The sequence below is a fragment of the Streptomyces sp. NPDC012466 genome (assembly GCF_042955215.1).
In the GTDB taxonomy this organism is placed as follows: domain Bacteria; phylum Actinomycetota; class Actinomycetes; order Streptomycetales; family Streptomycetaceae; genus Streptomyces.
Genome location: NZ_JBIBEQ010000002.1, coordinates 834042 through 851229 on the forward strand (window position 1 = coordinate 834042; position 17188 = coordinate 851229).

Here is a 17188-nt window from a genome sequence, read left to right on the forward strand (position 1 = left end):
CCCCCCGTGACGGGCGCGCACACCGTAAAGTGGCACGGCCGACCGGGCTACGCGTGAGATTGAAGGGGGAGGACGATCGGATGCCGCACACCGAGACACCGGGCACCGAGGCGGCCCCCGCGCCCAGGCTGCGCTGGTGGACCGAGCTGCCGCTGATCCTGCTGGTGTACGCGTGCTATTCGGCCGGCCGGCTCCTCGCCCGCGGTGACGTCTCCGGCGCGGTCGACCACGGTCTGACGATCCTGCGCTTCGAGAAGGCGCTGTATCTCAACTTCGAGCACCCGCTCAACCGCCTCTTCACACGCGAGGCGTGGATCGGCATACCCGCCGACTTCTGGTACGCCTCGCTGCACTACCTGGTCACACCGGCCGTCCTGGTGTGGCTCTTCCGCTCCCACGCCGTGCGCTACCGGGCCGCGCGCACCTGGCTGATGACGTCCACCCTCATCGGCCTGATCGGCTTCACGCTGCTGCCGACCTGCCCGCCCCGGCTCCTCGACGCGAACCACGGCTTCGTGGACACGATGGCGCAGTACAGCTCGTACGGCTGGTGGGGCGGCGCGGCGAGCGCGCCGCGCGGCATGGGGGACATGACCAACCAGTACGCGGCCATGCCGAGTCTGCACGTGGGCTGGGCCCTGTGGTGCGGGGTGATGCTGTGGCGTCACGGCGGGACGCGCCTGACGAAGGCGGCCGGTGTCGGCTACCCCCTGATCACCACGATCGTGGTCATGGGCACCGCCAACCACTACTTCCTCGACGCGGTCGCGGGCGTGGCCGTCATGGGCGTCGGGCTGCTGCTGGCCCCCCTCGTGATGCGCACCGCGGACCGGGTCAAGGCACGGTTCGTGCCGTCTGCCGCACCGGTCGCGGCGGACTCTTCCGCCGCGGGTTCCTCGATTGTCAGTGCCGGATGCCAGACTTCCGCGGGTGAGCGAATTCCACGGCAGCGCGAGTCGGTCGGAGCGGGAGCCGAGCCGGGTGCCTCTCCCAAGGACGCGGGGGACGGCGCTCCGGCACCGGCTCGCTGAGCTGCGCGGCCCCGACGTACCCGCGAAGGCGCTGGACGCGCGCGCCCTGGCCGCCCTGGCCGCCAACCCCGGTTGTGCGCGGCGCGCGATCCTCGACGGGGCCGGGGTGAACAAGGCGGCGCTGGCGAGCGCCCTGGGCTCGCCGTCCGCCTTCGGGCAGTCCCAGTTCGCGCTCACCAGAGGCAACGCCTTCGAGGCGAAGGTCAAGGCCGACGGCGGCGCGGAGCTGCTGCGGCTGGTGCACGAGAAGCTCGACCGGTCCGCCGAGCCGCCCGCACAGGCGCGCGTGCCCGACCTGACGGCGACCGGCCCCCAGGGGCGCACGGCCCGTACGGAGCTGGAGCTGCGGGAGGCCGCCGCGCACCCGGGCGCGTGGACGCTGCTCGACCATCCGATGCTCGCGCTGGACGTGGCGGGTTCCCCCGCCTTCCTGGAGCCCGACGCGGTGGTGGTGCATCCGGACGGCAGCTGGACGGTGGTGGAGATCAAGTCGTTCCCGCTGCTGGACGGTTCGGCGGACCCGGCGAAGGTCGGGGCGGCGGCCCGGCAGGCGGCGGTGTACGTGCTGGCCCTGGAGGAGGTCGCGGCGCGTCTCGGCGCGGAGCGGGAGGGGCGCGCCCCGGACGGGGCCCCGGCCCCGCGCGTGCGGCACCGGATCCTGCTGGTCTGCCCGCGGGACTTCTCCAACCTGCCGGCCGCGTCCGCCGTCGACATCCGCAAGCAGCGGGCGGTGACGGCCCGCCAGCTGGCCCGGCTGACCCGTATCGAGGAGATCGCCGACGCGCTCCCCGAGGGCACCTGCTTCTCGCCCGAGCTTCCCGCGGAGGACTTGTCGGCGGCCGTGGAGTCGGTCCCGGCGGCCTACGCGCCCGAGTGCCTGTCCGCGTGCGAGCTGGCCTTCCACTGCCGGGCCCGGTCCCGCCGAGAGGGCGCGGTGACCACGCTCGGGCGTCCGGTCCGGGCGGAGCTGGGCGGTCTGACGACCGTGGAGGACGTCCTCGCGGCCGCGCGCGGCGAGGCGGGCGATCCCGACGACCCGGCCGTGGCGGCCCTGCGGCGGGCGGCCGCGCTGCGCGCCGAGGCGCTGGAGGCGGCGTGTCGCTGATCTCCACCCTGGCCCGCCTGGAAGCCGTCAGCACCGGCCGTGCCCAGCCCGCCGCCACCGTCCGGCACCGGCATCTCGGCGAGCGCCCCCTGGTGTTCGTGCCGCTGACCACCGCCGGTGAGGCCGGTGCCCCGCTCGGCGCGCTGGTGGGCACCGACCGGGAGGCGCCGCGCCTGCTGGCCGTCCCGCAGCCCCGCGACCGCGACCTCAGGTTCGCGTTCCTGGCCGAGCTGGCCGACATCGTGCTGCCCTACGTCGACGCGTACGCCGAGGCCGTGGAGGCCGCCGAGCGCACCGAGACCGACCCGGAGACCGGCAAGCGCGTCAAGGTCGAGGTCGACCTGTGCGCCGACGCGCCCCAGCTGATCGTGCCGAGCCGCGCGGGCATCGACCTCGTGCGGCTGCTCGGGCGCTCGATGCGGTTCCGGCGTACGGCGGAGCAGGATCCGCAGGCCCCCTATCCGGCGCCGCCCCGGGTGCCGCTGCTCGGGCGGTGGCTGACGCACTTCGGGGAGCGGGCCCGGGTGCCCGGCTCCTCGCTGCTGCTGGCGATGACCGACGTGCTGGGCCGGCACTGGGTGACCGGACAGTCCTCCCTGGAGGACCAGCACCTGGGGGCGCTGCTCGCCTGGATCGACCCGCCGGAGGGCGTCACCGGCGCGGAGGCCGCGCTGCGCGCCGAGCTGGAGAGGGACGCGCGGGGCCAGCTGATCTGCCCGCCGGCCGGCCCGGCCACCGACCCGGCGTTCGACAACAAGTTGCTCGCCCCGGCCATCGAGCGCTACGACCGTGCCCGCACCGCCCTCGCCGCCGCCGGGGACGGCCTGGAGGCCGACGACCGGCTCGGGGCGCTGACCGCCGCCGAGCGGGAGATCCGCGACCTGGTGCTCAGCCGCACCCGCCCCACCTGGGACGCGGTCTGGCGCGGCCTCGACCTGCTGCGGGAGCTGCCCGAGGGGACGCGGGTCGAGGAGCGGTGGACCCGCGACCGCTGGTCGTTCACCGGCCACCGCGACCGCGTCCTGGCCGGCGAGCCCCCGCAGCCACGCCGCGACGACGCCGTCACCGCGGCGAACAAGCTCGCCACGCGCGAGCGCGAACAGGCCCGGCTGGAGGCGCAGGAGGCCCTCGACGACCCGCTGGTGATGGCGGGCCGCCGGCTGTCCGGGGAGGCGTTCGCGGGTGAGGTCACCGACGTCGTCATGGCGTACAGCGAGGGCAAGCGCCCCAGCCCGCGCCCCCTGGTCACGGTCCGCACGGACGACCGGCCGCATCTGGGCGAGCGGACGAAGGTGTACCGGTCGCTGGGCGGGAAGCCGCAGTCGGCGGAGTTCGTCGCGGCCGAGGAGGACGGCGCGTACGTGGTGCTGCGGGTCCTCGACAAGATGGGCCGCGGCAAGGAGCCCGAACCGGGTTCGGTGCCGGAGAAGGGCGACCGGGTGTGCTTCACGCTCTTCGAGCACGAGCAGCGGGGCGGCGCGAAGCTGCCCGACCCGGACCAGACGCCGTGGACGCACGGCGGGCCGCCCGGTGAGGCGACCCTGGAGGCCGCCGACCCGGCGACCGAGGAGGATGTGCTGTGACCACGGTGTTCGACCCCTCGGCCGCCGCGGCGCAGGCGACCGACGCGATCCTGCGCGACACGCTGCGGGGCACCGCGCGCGGTGTCGTCGTGGACTCCCCGCCGGGCGCGGGCAAGTCCACGCTGGTGGTCCGCGCGGCCCTGGAACTGGCCGAGGCGGGCCACCCGTTGATGGTGGTCGCGCAAACCAACGCTCAGGTCGACGACCTGGTCCTGCGGCTCGCCGAGAAGAACCCCGAGCTGCCGGTGGGCCGGCTGCACAGCAGCGACTCGGACCCGTACGACAAGGCGCTCGACGAGCTGCCGAGCGTGCGCAAGTCGGCCAAGGCGGCCGACCTCGCCGGACTGGCCGTGGTGATCTCGACCGCCGCGAAGTGGGCGCATGTGAAGGTCGACGAACCGTGGCGGCACGCGATCGTCGACGAGGCCTACCAGATGCGCTCGGACGCGCTGCTCGCGGTGGCCGGGCTGTTCGAGCGGGCGCTGTTCGTGGGCGACCCGGGGCAGCTGGATCCGTTCGCGATCGTGGGCAGCGAACAGTGGGCGGGCCTGACGTACGACCCGTCGGCCTCGGCGGTGACGACCCTGCTGGCGCACAACCCGGACCTTCCACAGCACCGGCTGCCGGTCTCCTGGCGGCTCCCGGCCTCCGCGGCGCCCCTGGTCTCGGACGCGTTCTACCCCTACACGCCGTTCCGCAGCGGCACCGGCCACGGGGACCGGACCCTGGCCTTCGGGGTGCCGTCGGACGGCTCGGGCCCCGACCGGGTGATCGACGAGGCGGCCGGGTCGGGCTGGGGCCTGCTGGAACTGCCCGCCCGGCACACCCCGCGCACGGACCCGGAGGCGGTGCGGGCGGTGGCCGCGGTCGTACGGCGCCTGCTGGACCGGGCGGGCGCGGCGACCTCCGAGCGCTCTCCCGTTCCCTCCGCGCTGACCGCCGACCGGATCGCCGTCGGCACGGCCCACCGGGACCAGGCGGCGGCGGTCCGCGCGGCCCTGGCCGGCCTCGGCGTCACCGACGTGGTCGTGGACACGGCCAACCGGCTGCAGGGCCGCGAGTACGACGTGACGGTGGTCCTCCACCCCCTGTCCGGCCGTCCCGACGCCACGGCCTTCCACCTGGAAACCGGCCGCCTCTGTGTCCTGGCCTCCCGCCACCGGCACGCCTGCATCGTGGTCTGCCGAGCGGGGGTGACCGACCTGCTGGACGACTATCCGTCGACGGAGCCGGTGCAGCTGGGGACGGTGGTGAAGTTCCCGGACGGCTGGGAGGCCAATCACGCGGTGCTCGCGCATCTGGCGGAGCACCGCGTGGTGTGGCGCCCGTGACCGGCGCCCGCGAGCACCTTCCGCGTGGCCGGACTTCGCCTGTCCCGGGAGCCGTGGCGAACACCGGGTGGTGGGGCGGCCGTACCCACTACCGCGATGCCCACTTGCGCGCCCGCGAGACAATGGACGGTGGCCCACTCCACCGGGAGGGTCAGCGCGACGTACGAGGAGGAGAAGACATGGCGGAGCCCACGCCGCGTCGGAACGAACCGCGGCTACGCCCCGCGCCCCTGCTCTTCGAGCCCGCGGAGGCGGCCTCCGACCCTGAGCACTTCTTCGACCTCGAGTCGATCGACGACCCCCAGGCACTGCTGGCCCGGGCGACGGAGCTGACGCTGGCGTTCCGGGCCGCGGCGGACCGGGCGGTGGAGTTCCAGGCGATGGCGGCGGCGCAGCTGGCCGACCCGCGCAGGTTCGACCGGCTGACGACCGCGGACATCGCCGAGCGGGCCGAGTGGACCGAGGACTACGCCAAGAAGATGGTCGAGTTCGGGCGGGACCTGATGCGGGGCGACGCCGAGGGCCGGGGCCCCGGCGAGACCGCCTGACACCGACCCTTCCCGATCACATGGCATATGCCAGGCGGGCAAGATACCCCTCGCCGCCCCCTCCTGTCCCGGTTTCCCGCAACCCAGGGAAACCGGGCGCTCACGGCGGGTAGACCTGGATGCCATGAGCAGCGCATGGAACGCCTCCGATGTCACCCCGGACGGGGCCGCCTGGCTCGCCTCGGCAGGAACGTATCCGCGAAGCACGCTCGCCCTCTGGGAGGAGCGGCCGGACGCGCCGGTCGTACTGCCCTGCGGCTCGGTCTTCGACGTGGTCAGCGCACCGGCGACGTTCGGCCGGCGGATGCTCGACCGGCTCTGGGACGACGGGCCCGGCTCGGGGCCGGTCGCGGAGTTCCGGGGCCGGATGCTGCTCTTCGCCGCCCCGGGGACGGCTCAGCGGCTCCCTGCGCTGCTGGAGTGGGAGGAGTGGGGCGCGCGGGACGGCCGGGAGACCAACCGCACGGACGCGGTGCCGCCGCTGCTGTGCCACGGCATCGGCGACGCGGTGACCGTCCCGGCCCCGTCGCAGAGCACCTCCGCCACCGGCCCGGCGCCCGCCGCGCACACCGGGCCGGGGTCCGGCCGAGCCGCCACCCCGTCCCGCTCCGGCTCCCGCTGGCTCGTCGCCCCGGACACCCGTCAGCCCTGGCTCCCCGGCCCCGAGGTACTGCTCTGGGCGGCCGTCCGGGCGGCCCGCTCCACCGTGCGGATTTCGATTTTTCCTCCCGCCGACCAGGGTGCTAAGGTCTACGACGTCAGCAGGCGCCGCTAGCTCAGTTGGTTAGAGCAGCTGACTCTTAATCAGCGGGTCCGGGGTTCGAGTCCCTGGCGGCGCACTGTAACGGTGGCGGGGGGGGTTTTGGGGGAAAACCCCCACAAACACCCCCCCCCCGAGTTTGGCCCGGGGGGCGCCCCCCCCCCCCGCCAACACCCACCCCCCCCCTCCCCCATCCACCGCGCCCCCCCGCGCCCCCCCCCGCCCCCCCCCCGCCCCGCCGCCCCCCCCGCCCCCCCCCCCCCCCCCCCCCCCCCCCGCCACCGTCGTTTGTCCGCGGCTTCGCCGCGCGCCGCGGGGCCGCGTCACCCACACCCCCGCCTCTCGGCGCCGCACCGCCGCCCCCTCAGCGCCCCACCGCGATCTTCACCGTCCAGGACCCCGACGCCGTACGCCCCTCCACCTCGACCCGCACCTCCTCCCCCGGCACCGTGAAGCTCTCCCCGATGCCGATCGGCGCGTCCGCGAGGGGCGGGTAGACGGAGTCCTCCCAGCAGGCCTCGGTACGGGGATGGGCGTCGATCACCTCGATGGGTCCGCCCCCGGACTGCGCCCCGCCGCGCACCCGGTACACGAGCACCCCCTGCCGGCAGGCGGCCACGTCATTGCCCACCGGCCCCCGCGCCTCGAAGGCGAGCACACTGTCGGGCCCCGTCCTCACCACCGCCAGCTTGGTGCCCCGCCCGAGACCGAAGGCCTGCGCGCCCGCGGTCCCGGTCATCGGCCCTCCGGGTCCCGCCGCCAGCGGTTCCAGGGTCAGCCGGGTGGGCCCGGCGTCCTGCACGCACCGCACCTGCCGCGGGTCCAGCCAGCCCAGCTTCCACTTGTGCCAGGCGAAGAGGTCGGGGGCGAGTCCGAACTGGCTGCCCATCAGGTCCCAGTCGCCGACGTGTGTGTCCCAGTCGCCCTTGCCGTCCACGGGCCGGTGGTACAGGTCGGGCAGGTCGAACACGTGCCCGGTCTCGTGGGCGAGGACCAGCCGGTCCGGCGGGTGCTGTTCGAACACCGTGACGATCCGGCGCAGGTCGGTGCCGTCGGCCCGCAGCGGGCTGGTCAGGTTCACCACCTTGGTCGCGTCGGAGTCCACGCCGGGCGCGTCCGGGTCGGCGACGAAGTACACGACGTCGTAGCGCGAGAAGTCCACCAGCGGGTCGGCCACGGAGAGGGCGTCCCGCAGGTACGCGGCCCGGTGCTCGGGGCTCCAGTCGCGCCGTATGTCGTAGGCGGTGGACGGCTGCGGCATCCCGATCCAGTGCCGCAGCGCATGCGGGCGCAGGGTGAAGCGGCCGTAGGAGGCGCGTTCGAAGAAGCGGGTGGTGGCCGGGAAGTGGTCGGCGGTCAGCTCCTGCGGGGTGGTCAGCGGGTGGGAGTCCGGGAAGGACAGGAAGACCATGACCGCGTCCAGGGCCCTGGCCGGGCGCGGATAGGCGGCGTTCCAGGTGTCCAGGCCCTCCGAGTGGTGGGCGTCGGTGCGCGTCAGGGCGCAGGGCACGGCCGAGTCGGGCCCGGCGGCCGAGGGACCGGCGCCCAGGGAGGTGGCGGCGAGCGCGGACATGGTGGTGAACACGGCCGCGGTGCTGCGCAGTCGGGCGCGCGGAAACGGACGCGGCACGGGGACCTCCGGGTGCGGTTCGCGGGACACCGCACCCAGCCTGTGATGATTTGTCCTACCGCGTCCTGTTTGCCTGCACCGGTCGGGTGAACGGGGCGAAAAATCACGGAAGCCGACACCCCCGAAGCACTCACAGAACGTCACAACTGGTCGGGGCCCTGAAGGAGCCGTCCAGGCGCGTGCAGAAACGATCTGGCAGAAGGGCCGGTTGGCCGGGAAGACTGAACACCGGCTGGAAGGCCCTGGGGCCAGCCTCTATGATCGGCACACTTTCCTGACCTTTCCTGCACGGACAGAGATCGAATACATGCGGGAGCGAGCGGTGAGCGGAACCTCCGAAGGGCCGGCGCCCGCGGCAGACCTGGACCGGCCGGTCGTCACAGGCAGTGAGATCGACACGTCTCCTCGTACCGAGCCCCCGTCCCGGCAGCCCTATCGCTCCGTCTTCACGGCCGCCCCGCTCGCCATGGCCGTCGTGGATCGCGAGGGCTCGGTCGTCAGCGCCAACGACGCGCTCGCCGCGCTGCTCGGCGGCACCCCGGACGAGCTCGCCGGGTCCGTCGCCGCCGACCTGGTCGACCTGACCTCCGACGCCCGCACCTGGCACGCGTACCGCGAGGTGCTGCGTGGCCGGCAGTCACGGCTGCGCTGCACGCGCCGGCTCAAGCACCCCGACGGGCACTCGCTGTGGGTGCAGGTGATGATCGCCCCGCTGCCCGCCGAGGACAGCGGTGTGCTGCTGTCCGTCGCCGACATCAGCGCCCGCCGGGAACTCCAGGCCCGGCTGCGGCACTTGCAGATGCACGACCCGGTGACGCGGCTGCCCAACCGCACGCTGTTCTTCGAGCGGCTGTCGGCGGCGCTGGAGGCGGAGTCGTACGAGCAGAGCGGCACGGGCCGGATCGGGCTGTGCTTCCTGGACCTGGACGGCTTCAAGGCCATCAACGACACCCTCGGCCACCGTGTCGGCGACCGGCTGCTGGCCGCCGTCGCCGAGCGCCTGACGCGCTGCGCGGACGAGGCCGGCCACTCACGGACCAGCATCCCGCTGGTGGCCCGGCTCGGCGGTGACGAGTTCGCGCTGCTCGTCGAGGACTCCACGGGCACCGAACAGCTGGCCGAACTGGCCGAGTCGGCGCTGCGGGCGGTCCAGGACCCGTTCGACATCTCCGGCCAGCGCCTGTCGGTCTCGGCGTCGATCGGCGTCGTGGAGCGGCACGCGGCGGGCACCACCCCCACCGCGCTGATGCAGGCGGCGGACACGACGCTCTACTGGGCGAAGGCCGACGGCAAGGCCCGCTGGACGCTGTTCGACCCGGAGCGCAACGCCCACCGCATGACCCGCCAGGCCCTCGCCTCCACACTCCGCCCGGCCATCGACCGGGGTGAGTTCCGGCTGGAGTACCAGCCGCTGGTGGGCATGGAGGACGACCGGCTGCACGGGGTCGAGGCGCTCATCCGCTGGAATCATCCTCAGTTCGGCGTACTGACGCCGAATCGGTTCATCGGACTGGCGGAGGAGGACGGTTCGATCGTCCCGCTGGGCCGCTGGGTGCTGCGCACGGCCTGTGAGCAGGCCCGCCGGTGGCAGCTGGACCACCCGGACGAACCGCCGATCTTCGTGAGCGTGAACGTGGCGGTGCGCCAGGTCTGGGACTCCGACCTGGTGGCCGACGTCGCGGAGACCCTGGCCGAGACGGGACTCGCGCCGCATCTGCTCCAGCTGGAGCTGACCGAGTCGGCGGTGATGGGCTCGGCGGGCCGCCCGCTGCAGACCCTGAAGGCCCTCAGCGACATGGGCGTCCGCATCGCCATCGACGACTTCGGCACCGGCTACTCCAACCTCGCCTACCTGAGCCGGCTGCCGGTGTCGGTGCTGAAGCTCGACGGATCGTTCGTGCGCGGCTTCCAGTACGACGACCGCGAGGCGGCCGCCCGCGCCAACCCGGCCGACGAGGTCGTCGTCGAGGCGATGATCCAGCTCGCGCACCGGCTCGGGCTGACCGTCACCGCCGAGTGCGTGGAGACCTCGGCCCAGGCGACCCGGCTGCGCCGCATCGGCTGCGACACCGGACAGGGCTGGCTCTACTCACGTCCGGTGCCGCCGGATCGCATCTCCGAGCTGCTGGGCACGCCGGATGTTCAGGCGGGCGTCGGCAACCCGTAGGCGTCGGCGATGAGTTCATAGGAGCGGACGCGGACGTCTCCGCCGTGCGCGTTGGCCGTGATCATCAACTCGTCGGCGCCGGTGCGCTTGGCGAGGTCGTCCAGGCCGGAGCGGACCTCGTCGGGGGTGCCATGGATGACGTTGGCGTTCCAGGAGTCGACGAAGTCGCGCCCCATGGGGCTGAACTCGTGGGCCTCCGCCTCCTCCGGGCTGGGCACGAGGCCGGGGCGCCCGGTGCGCAGCCGGACCATGCTCAGGGCGGCGGCCCGCACCTGCCGGCGGGCCTCGCGCTCCTCGTCGGCGGCGAGGGCGGAGACACCGATGAGGGCGTACGGCTCGTCGAGCACGGCGGAGGGCTGGAAGGACTCGCGGTACAGGTCGAGCGCCGGGACGGTGTTCTGCGCCGAGAAGTGGTGCGCGAAGGCGAAGGGCAGCCCCAGGACGCCGGCCAGGCGGGCGCTGAAGCCGGAGGAGCCGAGCAGCCAGATCGGCGGGCGGTGCGGGGACTGGACGCCGCCGGGGGACGTGGCCTGGATGGGGCCGGGGACCGCGTGGATGCGGCGGTAGGGGTGCCCGTCGGGGAAGTCGTCGTCGAGGAACCGGGTCAGCTCGGCGAGCTGCTGCGGGAAGTCGTCGGCGCCCTCGTTGAGCCGTTCGGTGCGGCGCAGGGCCGCGGCCGTGGCGCCGTCCGTGCCCGGGGCGCGGCCGAGACCGAGGTCGACCCGGCCCGGGGCCATGGCCTCCAGCGTCCCGAACTGCTCGGCGATCACCAGCGGGGCGTGGTTGGGCAGCATCACACCGCCCGAGCCGAGCCGGATGCGGTCGGTGTGCGCGGCGAGGTGGGCCAGGATCACGGCCGGGGACGAGGAGGCCACGCCCGGCATGGAGTGGTGCTCGGCGACCCAGTACCGGTGGAAGCCGCGGTTCTCCGCCAGACGGACCAGGTCGACGCTGGTGCGCAGGGCGTCGGAGGCGGTACGGCCGGCCCCTACGGTGACCAGGTCCAGTACGGAGAGGGGGACGGGGGCGCTGCCCTGTGCTGCGCCGCGAATCTCGTCTGCCGCCACGGTGGGGTGCCTCCTGCTGTGGGCCGTGTGCTGTCGTTCCGGCTCTAACAGGGGACTGTCTCCGGTTATTCCGGGCGGCTGCTCCCGGGCGTCAGGCGGCCTGCTCCCAGTCGCCGCGCACACTGCCCTGCGGGGGTGGGCGGTGGGCCTTCTCGCGGGCCCGCAGGACGGTCCACGCGAGGGCGGTCGCGCCGACGAGCCACCAGGGCACCGGCCACACGGCGCCCCACCAGTCGACCCGGGGGTCGAGGAAGGCATCCGCTGCGGCGGAGGCCATGGCCGCGGCCAGACTCCAGCACAGCAGGCGACCGGACAGCTGGACAGCGCTTGCAGAGGGTCTGAACGGGCCCGTTTCGGCCATCGGGGAGTCCTTCACGGCACGACTGGCTGCGGACGTGGCCAGTGTGCACGGGATGGACAACGAAAGGGGAACGCGCTTTCGGTCAACCCAAGGGCCGTCTGATGCGGCGGAGTTGAACATTCCTCAGCTCCGGGTGGCGTATTGGAGCACCTATGCCCCGCTTCGCCCCGAAGAAGGGGTGGGACCGATTCCGGCCCGTATGGAGCGCGCGTTCGAGGGCATGGCGCCTTTCAGCCCGTGCGCCGGGGGCACCCGGACTCCATGACGGCCGGGGGGAAGTCTCACGACGGAGGGGGCGCGACGCGTACGGCGCCCCCGGCCTACCGGGTGGCGCGAGCGGCCGCATGTCTCAAGGCGGCGTTCACGGTGGCCGTCGGCATGAATCTGGCCGAGGCCGTGGGGGACCCCGGCGGAATCGCCTGGCGGGTGGCCCGGTCGGCAGCGGGAATGATCTTCACCGTCGCCCTCGTCACCTACGTCGTACTGCGTGTGCTGCCGTGGCGTCGCACGAGGACCGGGCGTCCATGAGCAGGAACAGGCCCGGTCTGCGCGACCGCCGGCGAGGCGCCTGGGCGGCGGGCCTCTTCGGAGCGGTGGTCGCCGGGCCGCAGGGGTTGCTCGACTCGGGTGTCGGAGGGGACTTCCTTCTGGCCTCGGCGGTCGGGGCGGCCGCCGGCGGAGCCGTCGGCTTCGCCTTCCCTGCCGTCCTTCCGTGTCGCCGCCGGGAGCGGCCGGCCGTCCCGCCACCGCCGTACCCCCCGCCCCCACCACCGGAACGAAGGGGATGAACCATGCCGGAAGTGCCGGCTCATGCCGATGTCACCTGGGCCTACAAGGGGTTGGGAGGGATGCCCGACTGGGTGTCGGTCGCGATCATCGTGCTCGTCTGCGTGTGGATGATCGTCGCTGCGAAGCGGCGTGATCGGTCGTAGCGCTGCGCGCCGCCCGCGGCGGTGTCGTCGCGGGCGGCGCGGGTCCTGACCGTCGGCCTCAGACCTGGACGAGCGGCTCCCTCGTGAAGAGTGCGCCCAGCTCCGGCGCGTTCACCCGCCGGTCCGCCAGACGCAGGGCCTCCCAGACCGTGACCTGGTTGGCGGTGAGGACCGGCTTGCCGAGTTCCTTCTCCAGGGCGGGGATGTGGGCCGCCGTGTGCAGGGCCGTGTCGGGCAGGAGGAGGGCCTCGGCGTCGGGGTGGTCGGAGTTCCGGGCCAGGGCGAGGAGTTCCGCCTCGCCCCACGTGCCGACCTCGGCGGCCGTGATGATGCCGGAGCTGTTGACCGAGACGACCTCCACGCCGGCCGAGCGGAGGAACTCGGCGAACAGCCGGGCCACGTCCTCCGGATAGGTCGCTCCGACGGCGACCCGCCGCACCCCCAGCTCCCGCACCGCGTGCGCGAACGCGAAGGACGTGGAGGAGGCGGGCATGCCGGCCGTCTGGGCCAGGGCGCGGACCTGCTCCTGCGCGCCGTCCCAGCCGTAGACGAAGCTGCCGCTCGTGCAGGCCCACACCACGGCGTCCGCACCGGCGTGCCGCAGTTCCTGCACCCCCGCCGCCAGCCGGCCGGCGGAGCCCATCTCGAGCAGCGCGTCCACCCGGTGCGCGTCCGCGCCGATGTCGGTGTGCACCAGGTCCACCCGGATGTCGCTGCCCAGCAACTGCTCGATGCGCGGATAGTCGTCCTCGGCGGAGTGGCCCGGGTAGAGAAATCCCAGCGCTGTCATGTCCAGCCTTCCTGCTGCTGCTCTTCTTCCGGCAGTACGGGACCGGGGTCCGCCCCCGGCGCTACGGGACCGGAACGCGCCGCCGGATTGATCAGCGCCTGGTACGGCCCCACCGCACGGGTACCCAGTCGGCGCAATGCCGCCCACATCGTCACTTGGTTGGCCGAGATCACCGGGATGCGCAGCTCGGCCTCCAGCTGGGGGATCACGTCGTAGGTGGGCAGGTTGGTGCAGCTGATGAACAGCGCGTCGGCGTCGTCCCGGACGGCCTGCCGCGCCATGTCCACCACCTCCCGGTAGGGGACCTTCCAGATGTGCCGGGTCAGCCCCATGAAGGCGCAGCCGGAGATCGTGACACCGGCCTGGGCGACGTACTCCTCCAGCGACTGCGTGACCGAGACCGTGTACGGCGTCACCAGGGCCACCCGCCGTACGTCCAGCTCGACCAGGGCCTCCAGCAGCGCGCCGGAGGTGGTGATGGCCGGTACGGCACCGGCCCGGCTCATCGCCTCGCACATCGCCCGCTCGCCCATCATGCCGCCGACGAAACTGCCCGACGTGCAGGCGTAGGCCACCACCTCGGGGGCGATCGCGTTGAGCGTGCGGACCGCCTCGCTCAGGGTCTCGTGCTCGCTGACCAGGCGGGCCAGGTCGAGACTCACCTCGACCGGCACGAACGGGGTGCGGGTCATGTGCAGGGAGACCTCGTCCGGCACCCAGCGCCACAGCTCACGGTCGAGGGCGAAGTCGAAGGGGGCGACGACGCCGACCCCACGCTGCGGGCTGGGCCCGCCGAGAAATGAGACGTCCATGGCAGGCACCGGCCTCACGCTGGGCAACGAGTGTGCAACGGATCGTGGGAACGCCCGTGTTGACGACGGTAGGTTCGGGTGCGAGCGTGGTCAATCCGCCCGGATCACTCCTTGGTCAACACCGGGTTAACTCGTCGTCACCGGCGGTCGCGTCAAGGCCGTCCGCCCCCGCCGAACGGCTGGAGAAACGGCTGCTCATGCCCACCCCCACCCTCCTCGTCCTGGACGCCGAACCCCTCCCCCGCCTCGGCCGCCTCACCGGTCGCGCCCGTATCGAACACACCGACGCGGCGCATCTCGCCGAGCGCCTCCCGCGTGCGGATGTACTCCTGGTGTGGGACTTCACCTCGCGCGCCGTACGGGACGCCTGGCCGGGCGAGGGGCCGCGGCCACGCTGGGTGCACACGGCGAGCGCCGGTGTGGACCATCTGATGTGTCCGGAGCTCGCCGCCTCGGACACGGTGGTGACGAACGCGCGCGGCGTCTTCGACCAGCCGATCGCCGAGTACGTCGCCGCACTCGTGCTGGCGATGGCCAAGGACCTGCCGGGGACGCTCGCACTCCAGCGGGAGCGGACCTGGCGGCACCGCGAGACGCACAAGATCGCCGGAAGCCGGGCCGTCGTGGTCGGTTCCGGGCCGATCGGCCGGGCGATCGCGCGCACGCTGGGGGCGCTGGGCATCACGACCGCGCTCGTCGGCCGCTCCGCGCGCTCCGGCGTGCACGGCCCGGAGGACCTGGACCGGCTGCTGGCCCGCGCCGACTGGGTGATCGCGGCGGCGCCGCTCACGGACGAGACGCGGGGGATGTTCGACGCCCGCCGCTTCGGCCTGATGCAGCCGTCCGCGCGGTTCGTCAACATCGGCCGCGGGCAGCTCGTCGTCGAGGACGCTCTCGCCGAGGCCCTGGCCAAGCGCTGGATCGCGGGCGCCGCCCTGGACGTCTTCGAGGCCGAACCCCTGCCCGCCGACAGCGCGTTGTGGCGGGCCCCGGGCCTGATCGTGTCCCCGCACATGAGCGGCGACACCGTCGGCTGGCGCGACGAACTCGGCGCGCAGTTCGTGGAGCTGTACGAACGGTGGGCGGCCGGGGAGCCACTGGGGAACGTGGTCGACAAGCAGCGTGGGTACGTACCTGGTCACTGACGTTCTGGGAGGTCTGATGACCGAGCTCACCGAGCTGACCGCCGCACGGCTCCTCGACGGGTACCGCAAGGGCGAGTGGAGTCCCGTGGAGGCGACCCGGGCGGCGCTGGAGCGGGCCGAGGCGATCCAGCCGGAGGTGAACGCCTTCGTCCGGCTGACCGCCGAGGACGCGCTGGAGCGGGCCCGGCAGTCGCAGGAACGATGGCGGCGCGGTGAGCCACGGGGGCTGCTCGACGGGGTGCCGGTCACCGTCAAGGACATCCTGCTGCTGCGCGGGGCGCCGACCCTGCGCGGGTCGAAGGCCGTGGCCCCCGCGGGGCGCTGGGACGAGGACGCTCCGTCCGTGGCCCGGCTGCGCGAGCACGGGGCGGTCTTCCTCGGCAAGACCACGACCCCCGAGTACGGCTGGAAGGGCGTGACGGACTCGCCGCTCAGCGGTGTGACGCGCAATCCGCACGACCCCTCGCGCACCGCCGGCGGTTCGAGCGGCGGCAGCGCGGCGGCCGTGGCGCTCGGCGCGGGGCCGCTGTCGCTGGGCACGGACGGCGGCGGCAGCGTCCGCATCCCGGCGTCGTTCTGCGGGATCTTCGCGCTGAAGCCGACATACGGGCGGGTGCCGCTGTACCCGGCGAGCGCGTTCGGCACGCTGGCGCACGTCGGGCCGATGACCCGGGACGCGGCGGACGCGGCGCTGCTGATGGACGTCATCGGTCACCCGGACTCGCGCGACTGGTCGGCGCTCACGGCCCCGGCCGGTCCGTACACGGACGGTCTGGCGGGCGGGGTGCGCGGGCTGCGGGTGGCGTACTCGCCGTCACTGGGCGGGCAGGTGGCGGTGCAGCCGGCCGTCGCGAGGGCGGTACGGCGGGCGGTGGAGCGGCTGGCGGAACTCGGCGCGTACGTCACGGAGACCGACCCGGACCTGACCGACCCGGTGGAGGCCTTCCACACCCTGTGGTTCAGCGGGGCGGCCCGGGTGACGCAGCATCTCCGCCCACACCAGCGGGAGTTGCTGGACCCGGGCCTGCGGGAGATCTGCGCGCGGGGTGCCCGGTACTCGGCACTGGACTATCTGGCCGCGGTGGACGTCCGGATGGACCTGGGCCGCCGCATGGGCCGCTTCCACGACACCTACGACCTGCTCGTCACGCCGACCCTGCCGCTCACGGCGTTCGAGGCGGGCGCCGAGGTGCCGAAGGGATCCGGCCTCCGGCGGTGGACGGGCTGGACCCCGTTCACCTACCCGTTCAACATGACGCAGCAGCCCGCGGCGAGCGTGCCGGTGGGCGCGGACGAAGACGGTCTGCCGATCGGGCTGCAACTCGTGGCCGCCCGGCACCGGGACGATCTGGTGCTGCGGGCGGCCCATGCGCTGTACGAGGCGGGGGCGGCCTCCGCCGGCCGGCCTACGCCCTCCGGAAGCTGAGCGACTCCCCCGCCGCTCCCGACCTCCACAGGTCGTTGCACGCCTCGGCCATGGTCTCCAGGCCGTCGACGACCTGGCCCCAGACGATGCCGGGAACCCAGCCGACATCGCCGTTCAGCAGCAGGTTGTTGCGTTCGTAGAACAGGGCCAGGTCGACGAGCGTGGTCCCGGCGCGGACCTCGCGGTCGTAGCCGTAGGCCTTGGTCCCCAACTCCGCCCCGGCGAAGGTGAAATAACACAGATCGCCGGGGATCGGGGTGATGGTCGGGTTTTCCAGGGGTGGCTCGGTTTCGGCGAAGGGTGGGAAAAGGGCGTAGATCTCGTTGCGTGCGTACTTCGCGTGGTAGACGTCGCCGGCCAGCGGAAGGGAATCCCAGACGGCCGCGCAGGTGATCGGCGCGCGGTCGTCCAGCAGCCTGGCCGTGCAGGTCACGTCGCGCTTGACCAGCGAGACTTCGATGTAGCGATCAGCCATGCCCTCCATGGGAGTGCCCGGCGCC

At 73.5% G+C, this 17188-nt stretch carries 17 protein-coding genes and 1 tRNA gene; 12 read left to right on the forward strand and 6 right to left on the reverse strand.

Going from position 1 to position 17188, the window contains the following annotated elements; all coding sequences use genetic code 11:
• The first annotated feature begins 80 nt into the window (after positions 1-80).
• The 7 genes from ACFY9E_RS11300 to ACFY9E_RS11330 all read left to right on the forward strand — a co-directional run bounded on the left by ACFY9E_RS11300 (position 81) and on the right by ACFY9E_RS11330 (position 6437).
• Positions 81-1031, forward strand: coding sequence for a phosphatase PAP2 family protein (locus ACFY9E_RS11300; protein ID WP_390981607.1), 951 nt, complete (start codon positions 81-83; stop codon positions 1029-1031).
• Positions 982-2136 carry a hypothetical protein gene (locus ACFY9E_RS11305; RefSeq protein ID WP_390981609.1) on the forward strand — a complete coding sequence of 385 codons (1155 nt, stop codon included), beginning with the start codon at positions 982-984 and terminating at the stop codon, positions 2134-2136. Before ACFY9E_RS11300 ends, ACFY9E_RS11305 begins: the two co-directional genes overlap by 50 nt.
• Positions 2127-3719 carry a hypothetical protein gene (locus ACFY9E_RS11310; protein WP_390981611.1) on the forward strand — a complete coding sequence of 531 codons (1593 nt, stop codon included), beginning with the start codon at positions 2127-2129 and terminating at the stop codon, positions 3717-3719. The genes ACFY9E_RS11305 and ACFY9E_RS11310 overlap by 10 nt, the downstream gene beginning before the upstream one ends.
• Positions 3716-5050, forward strand: a complete 1335-nt coding sequence (locus tag ACFY9E_RS11315; RefSeq protein ID WP_390981613.1) for an AAA domain-containing protein — start codon at positions 3716-3718, stop codon at positions 5048-5050. Before ACFY9E_RS11310 ends, ACFY9E_RS11315 begins: the two co-directional genes overlap by 4 nt.
• 179 nt (positions 5051-5229) lie before the next feature.
• Positions 5230-5598 (forward strand): hypothetical protein, encoded by a 369-nt coding sequence (locus ACFY9E_RS11320; RefSeq protein WP_390981615.1) that lies wholly within the window; start codon positions 5230-5232, stop codon positions 5596-5598.
• Between the two features lie 124 nt (positions 5599-5722).
• On the forward strand, positions 5723-6373 hold the full coding sequence (locus ACFY9E_RS11325) for a bifunctional DNA primase/polymerase (protein WP_390981617.1): 651 nt from the start codon (positions 5723-5725) through the stop codon (positions 6371-6373).
• A tRNA-Lys gene (locus ACFY9E_RS11330) sits at positions 6364-6437 on the forward strand. Before ACFY9E_RS11325 ends, ACFY9E_RS11330 begins: the two co-directional genes overlap by 10 nt.
• Positions 6438-6722: 285 nt before the next feature.
• On the opposite strand, the gene ACFY9E_RS11335 is transcribed toward ACFY9E_RS11330, so the two are convergent.
• Positions 6723-7988: a M6 family metalloprotease domain-containing protein gene (locus tag ACFY9E_RS11335; protein WP_390981619.1), complete on the reverse strand. Its 1266-nt coding sequence runs from the start codon at positions 7986-7988 to the stop codon at positions 6723-6725.
• Between the two features lie 307 nt (positions 7989-8295).
• On the opposite strand from ACFY9E_RS11335, the gene ACFY9E_RS11340 reads away from it, so the two are divergent.
• The gene (locus ACFY9E_RS11340) at positions 8296-10155 is read left to right on the forward strand and encodes an EAL domain-containing protein (RefSeq protein ID WP_390981621.1); all 1860 of its coding nucleotides are present in this window, start codon (positions 8296-8298) and stop codon (positions 10153-10155) included.
• Here ACFY9E_RS11340 and ACFY9E_RS11345 read toward each other — a convergent pair.
• Positions 10131-11222, reverse strand: coding sequence for an MsnO8 family LLM class oxidoreductase (locus ACFY9E_RS11345; RefSeq protein ID WP_390981623.1), 1092 nt, complete (start codon positions 11220-11222; stop codon positions 10131-10133). The two genes, ACFY9E_RS11340 and ACFY9E_RS11345, sit on opposite strands and share 25 nt — an antisense overlap.
• A 91-nt stretch (positions 11223-11313) precedes the next feature.
• Positions 11314-11499 carry a hypothetical protein gene (locus ACFY9E_RS11350; protein ID WP_390981625.1) on the reverse strand — a complete coding sequence of 62 codons (186 nt, stop codon included), beginning with the start codon at positions 11497-11499 and terminating at the stop codon, positions 11314-11316.
• 462 nt (positions 11500-11961) lie between these two features.
• Here ACFY9E_RS11350 and ACFY9E_RS11355 point away from each other — a divergent pair, with 462 nt between their 5' ends.
• A complete protein-coding gene (locus ACFY9E_RS11355; RefSeq protein ID WP_390981627.1) occupies positions 11962-12111 on the forward strand; it encodes a hypothetical protein in 150 nt (49 codons plus the stop codon).
• A 263-nt stretch (positions 12112-12374) separates the two neighbouring features.
• Positions 12375-12515: a hypothetical protein gene (locus tag ACFY9E_RS11360; RefSeq protein ID WP_390981629.1), complete on the forward strand. Its 141-nt coding sequence runs from the start codon at positions 12375-12377 to the stop codon at positions 12513-12515.
• Positions 12516-12573: 58 nt separating this feature from the next.
• On the opposite strand, the gene ACFY9E_RS11365 is transcribed toward ACFY9E_RS11360, so the two are convergent.
• Complete coding sequence (locus tag ACFY9E_RS11365; protein ID WP_390981631.1) at positions 12574-13305, reverse strand: aspartate/glutamate racemase family protein; 732 nt, start codon at positions 13303-13305, stop codon at positions 12574-12576.
• Complete coding sequence (locus tag ACFY9E_RS11370; RefSeq protein ID WP_390981633.1) at positions 13302-14117, reverse strand: aspartate/glutamate racemase family protein; 816 nt, start codon at positions 14115-14117, stop codon at positions 13302-13304. Before ACFY9E_RS11370 ends, ACFY9E_RS11365 begins: the two co-directional genes overlap by 4 nt.
• A 197-nt stretch (positions 14118-14314) precedes the next feature.
• Between ACFY9E_RS11370 and ACFY9E_RS11375 the strand changes: the two genes are divergently transcribed.
• Positions 14315-15262 (forward strand): NAD(P)-dependent oxidoreductase, encoded by a 948-nt coding sequence (locus tag ACFY9E_RS11375; protein WP_390981635.1) that lies wholly within the window; start codon positions 14315-14317, stop codon positions 15260-15262.
• A 16-nt stretch (positions 15263-15278) separates the two neighbouring features.
• Entirely contained in the window at positions 15279-16688 is a 1410-nt protein-coding gene (locus ACFY9E_RS11380; protein ID WP_390981637.1) for an amidase, read from the forward strand.
• On the opposite strand, the gene ACFY9E_RS11385 is transcribed toward ACFY9E_RS11380, so the two are convergent.
• Complete coding sequence (locus tag ACFY9E_RS11385) at positions 16669-17163, reverse strand: DUF3830 family protein (RefSeq protein WP_359627871.1); 495 nt, start codon at positions 17161-17163, stop codon at positions 16669-16671. The two genes, ACFY9E_RS11380 and ACFY9E_RS11385, sit on opposite strands and share 20 nt — an antisense overlap.
• Positions 17164-17188 lie beyond the last annotated feature (25 nt).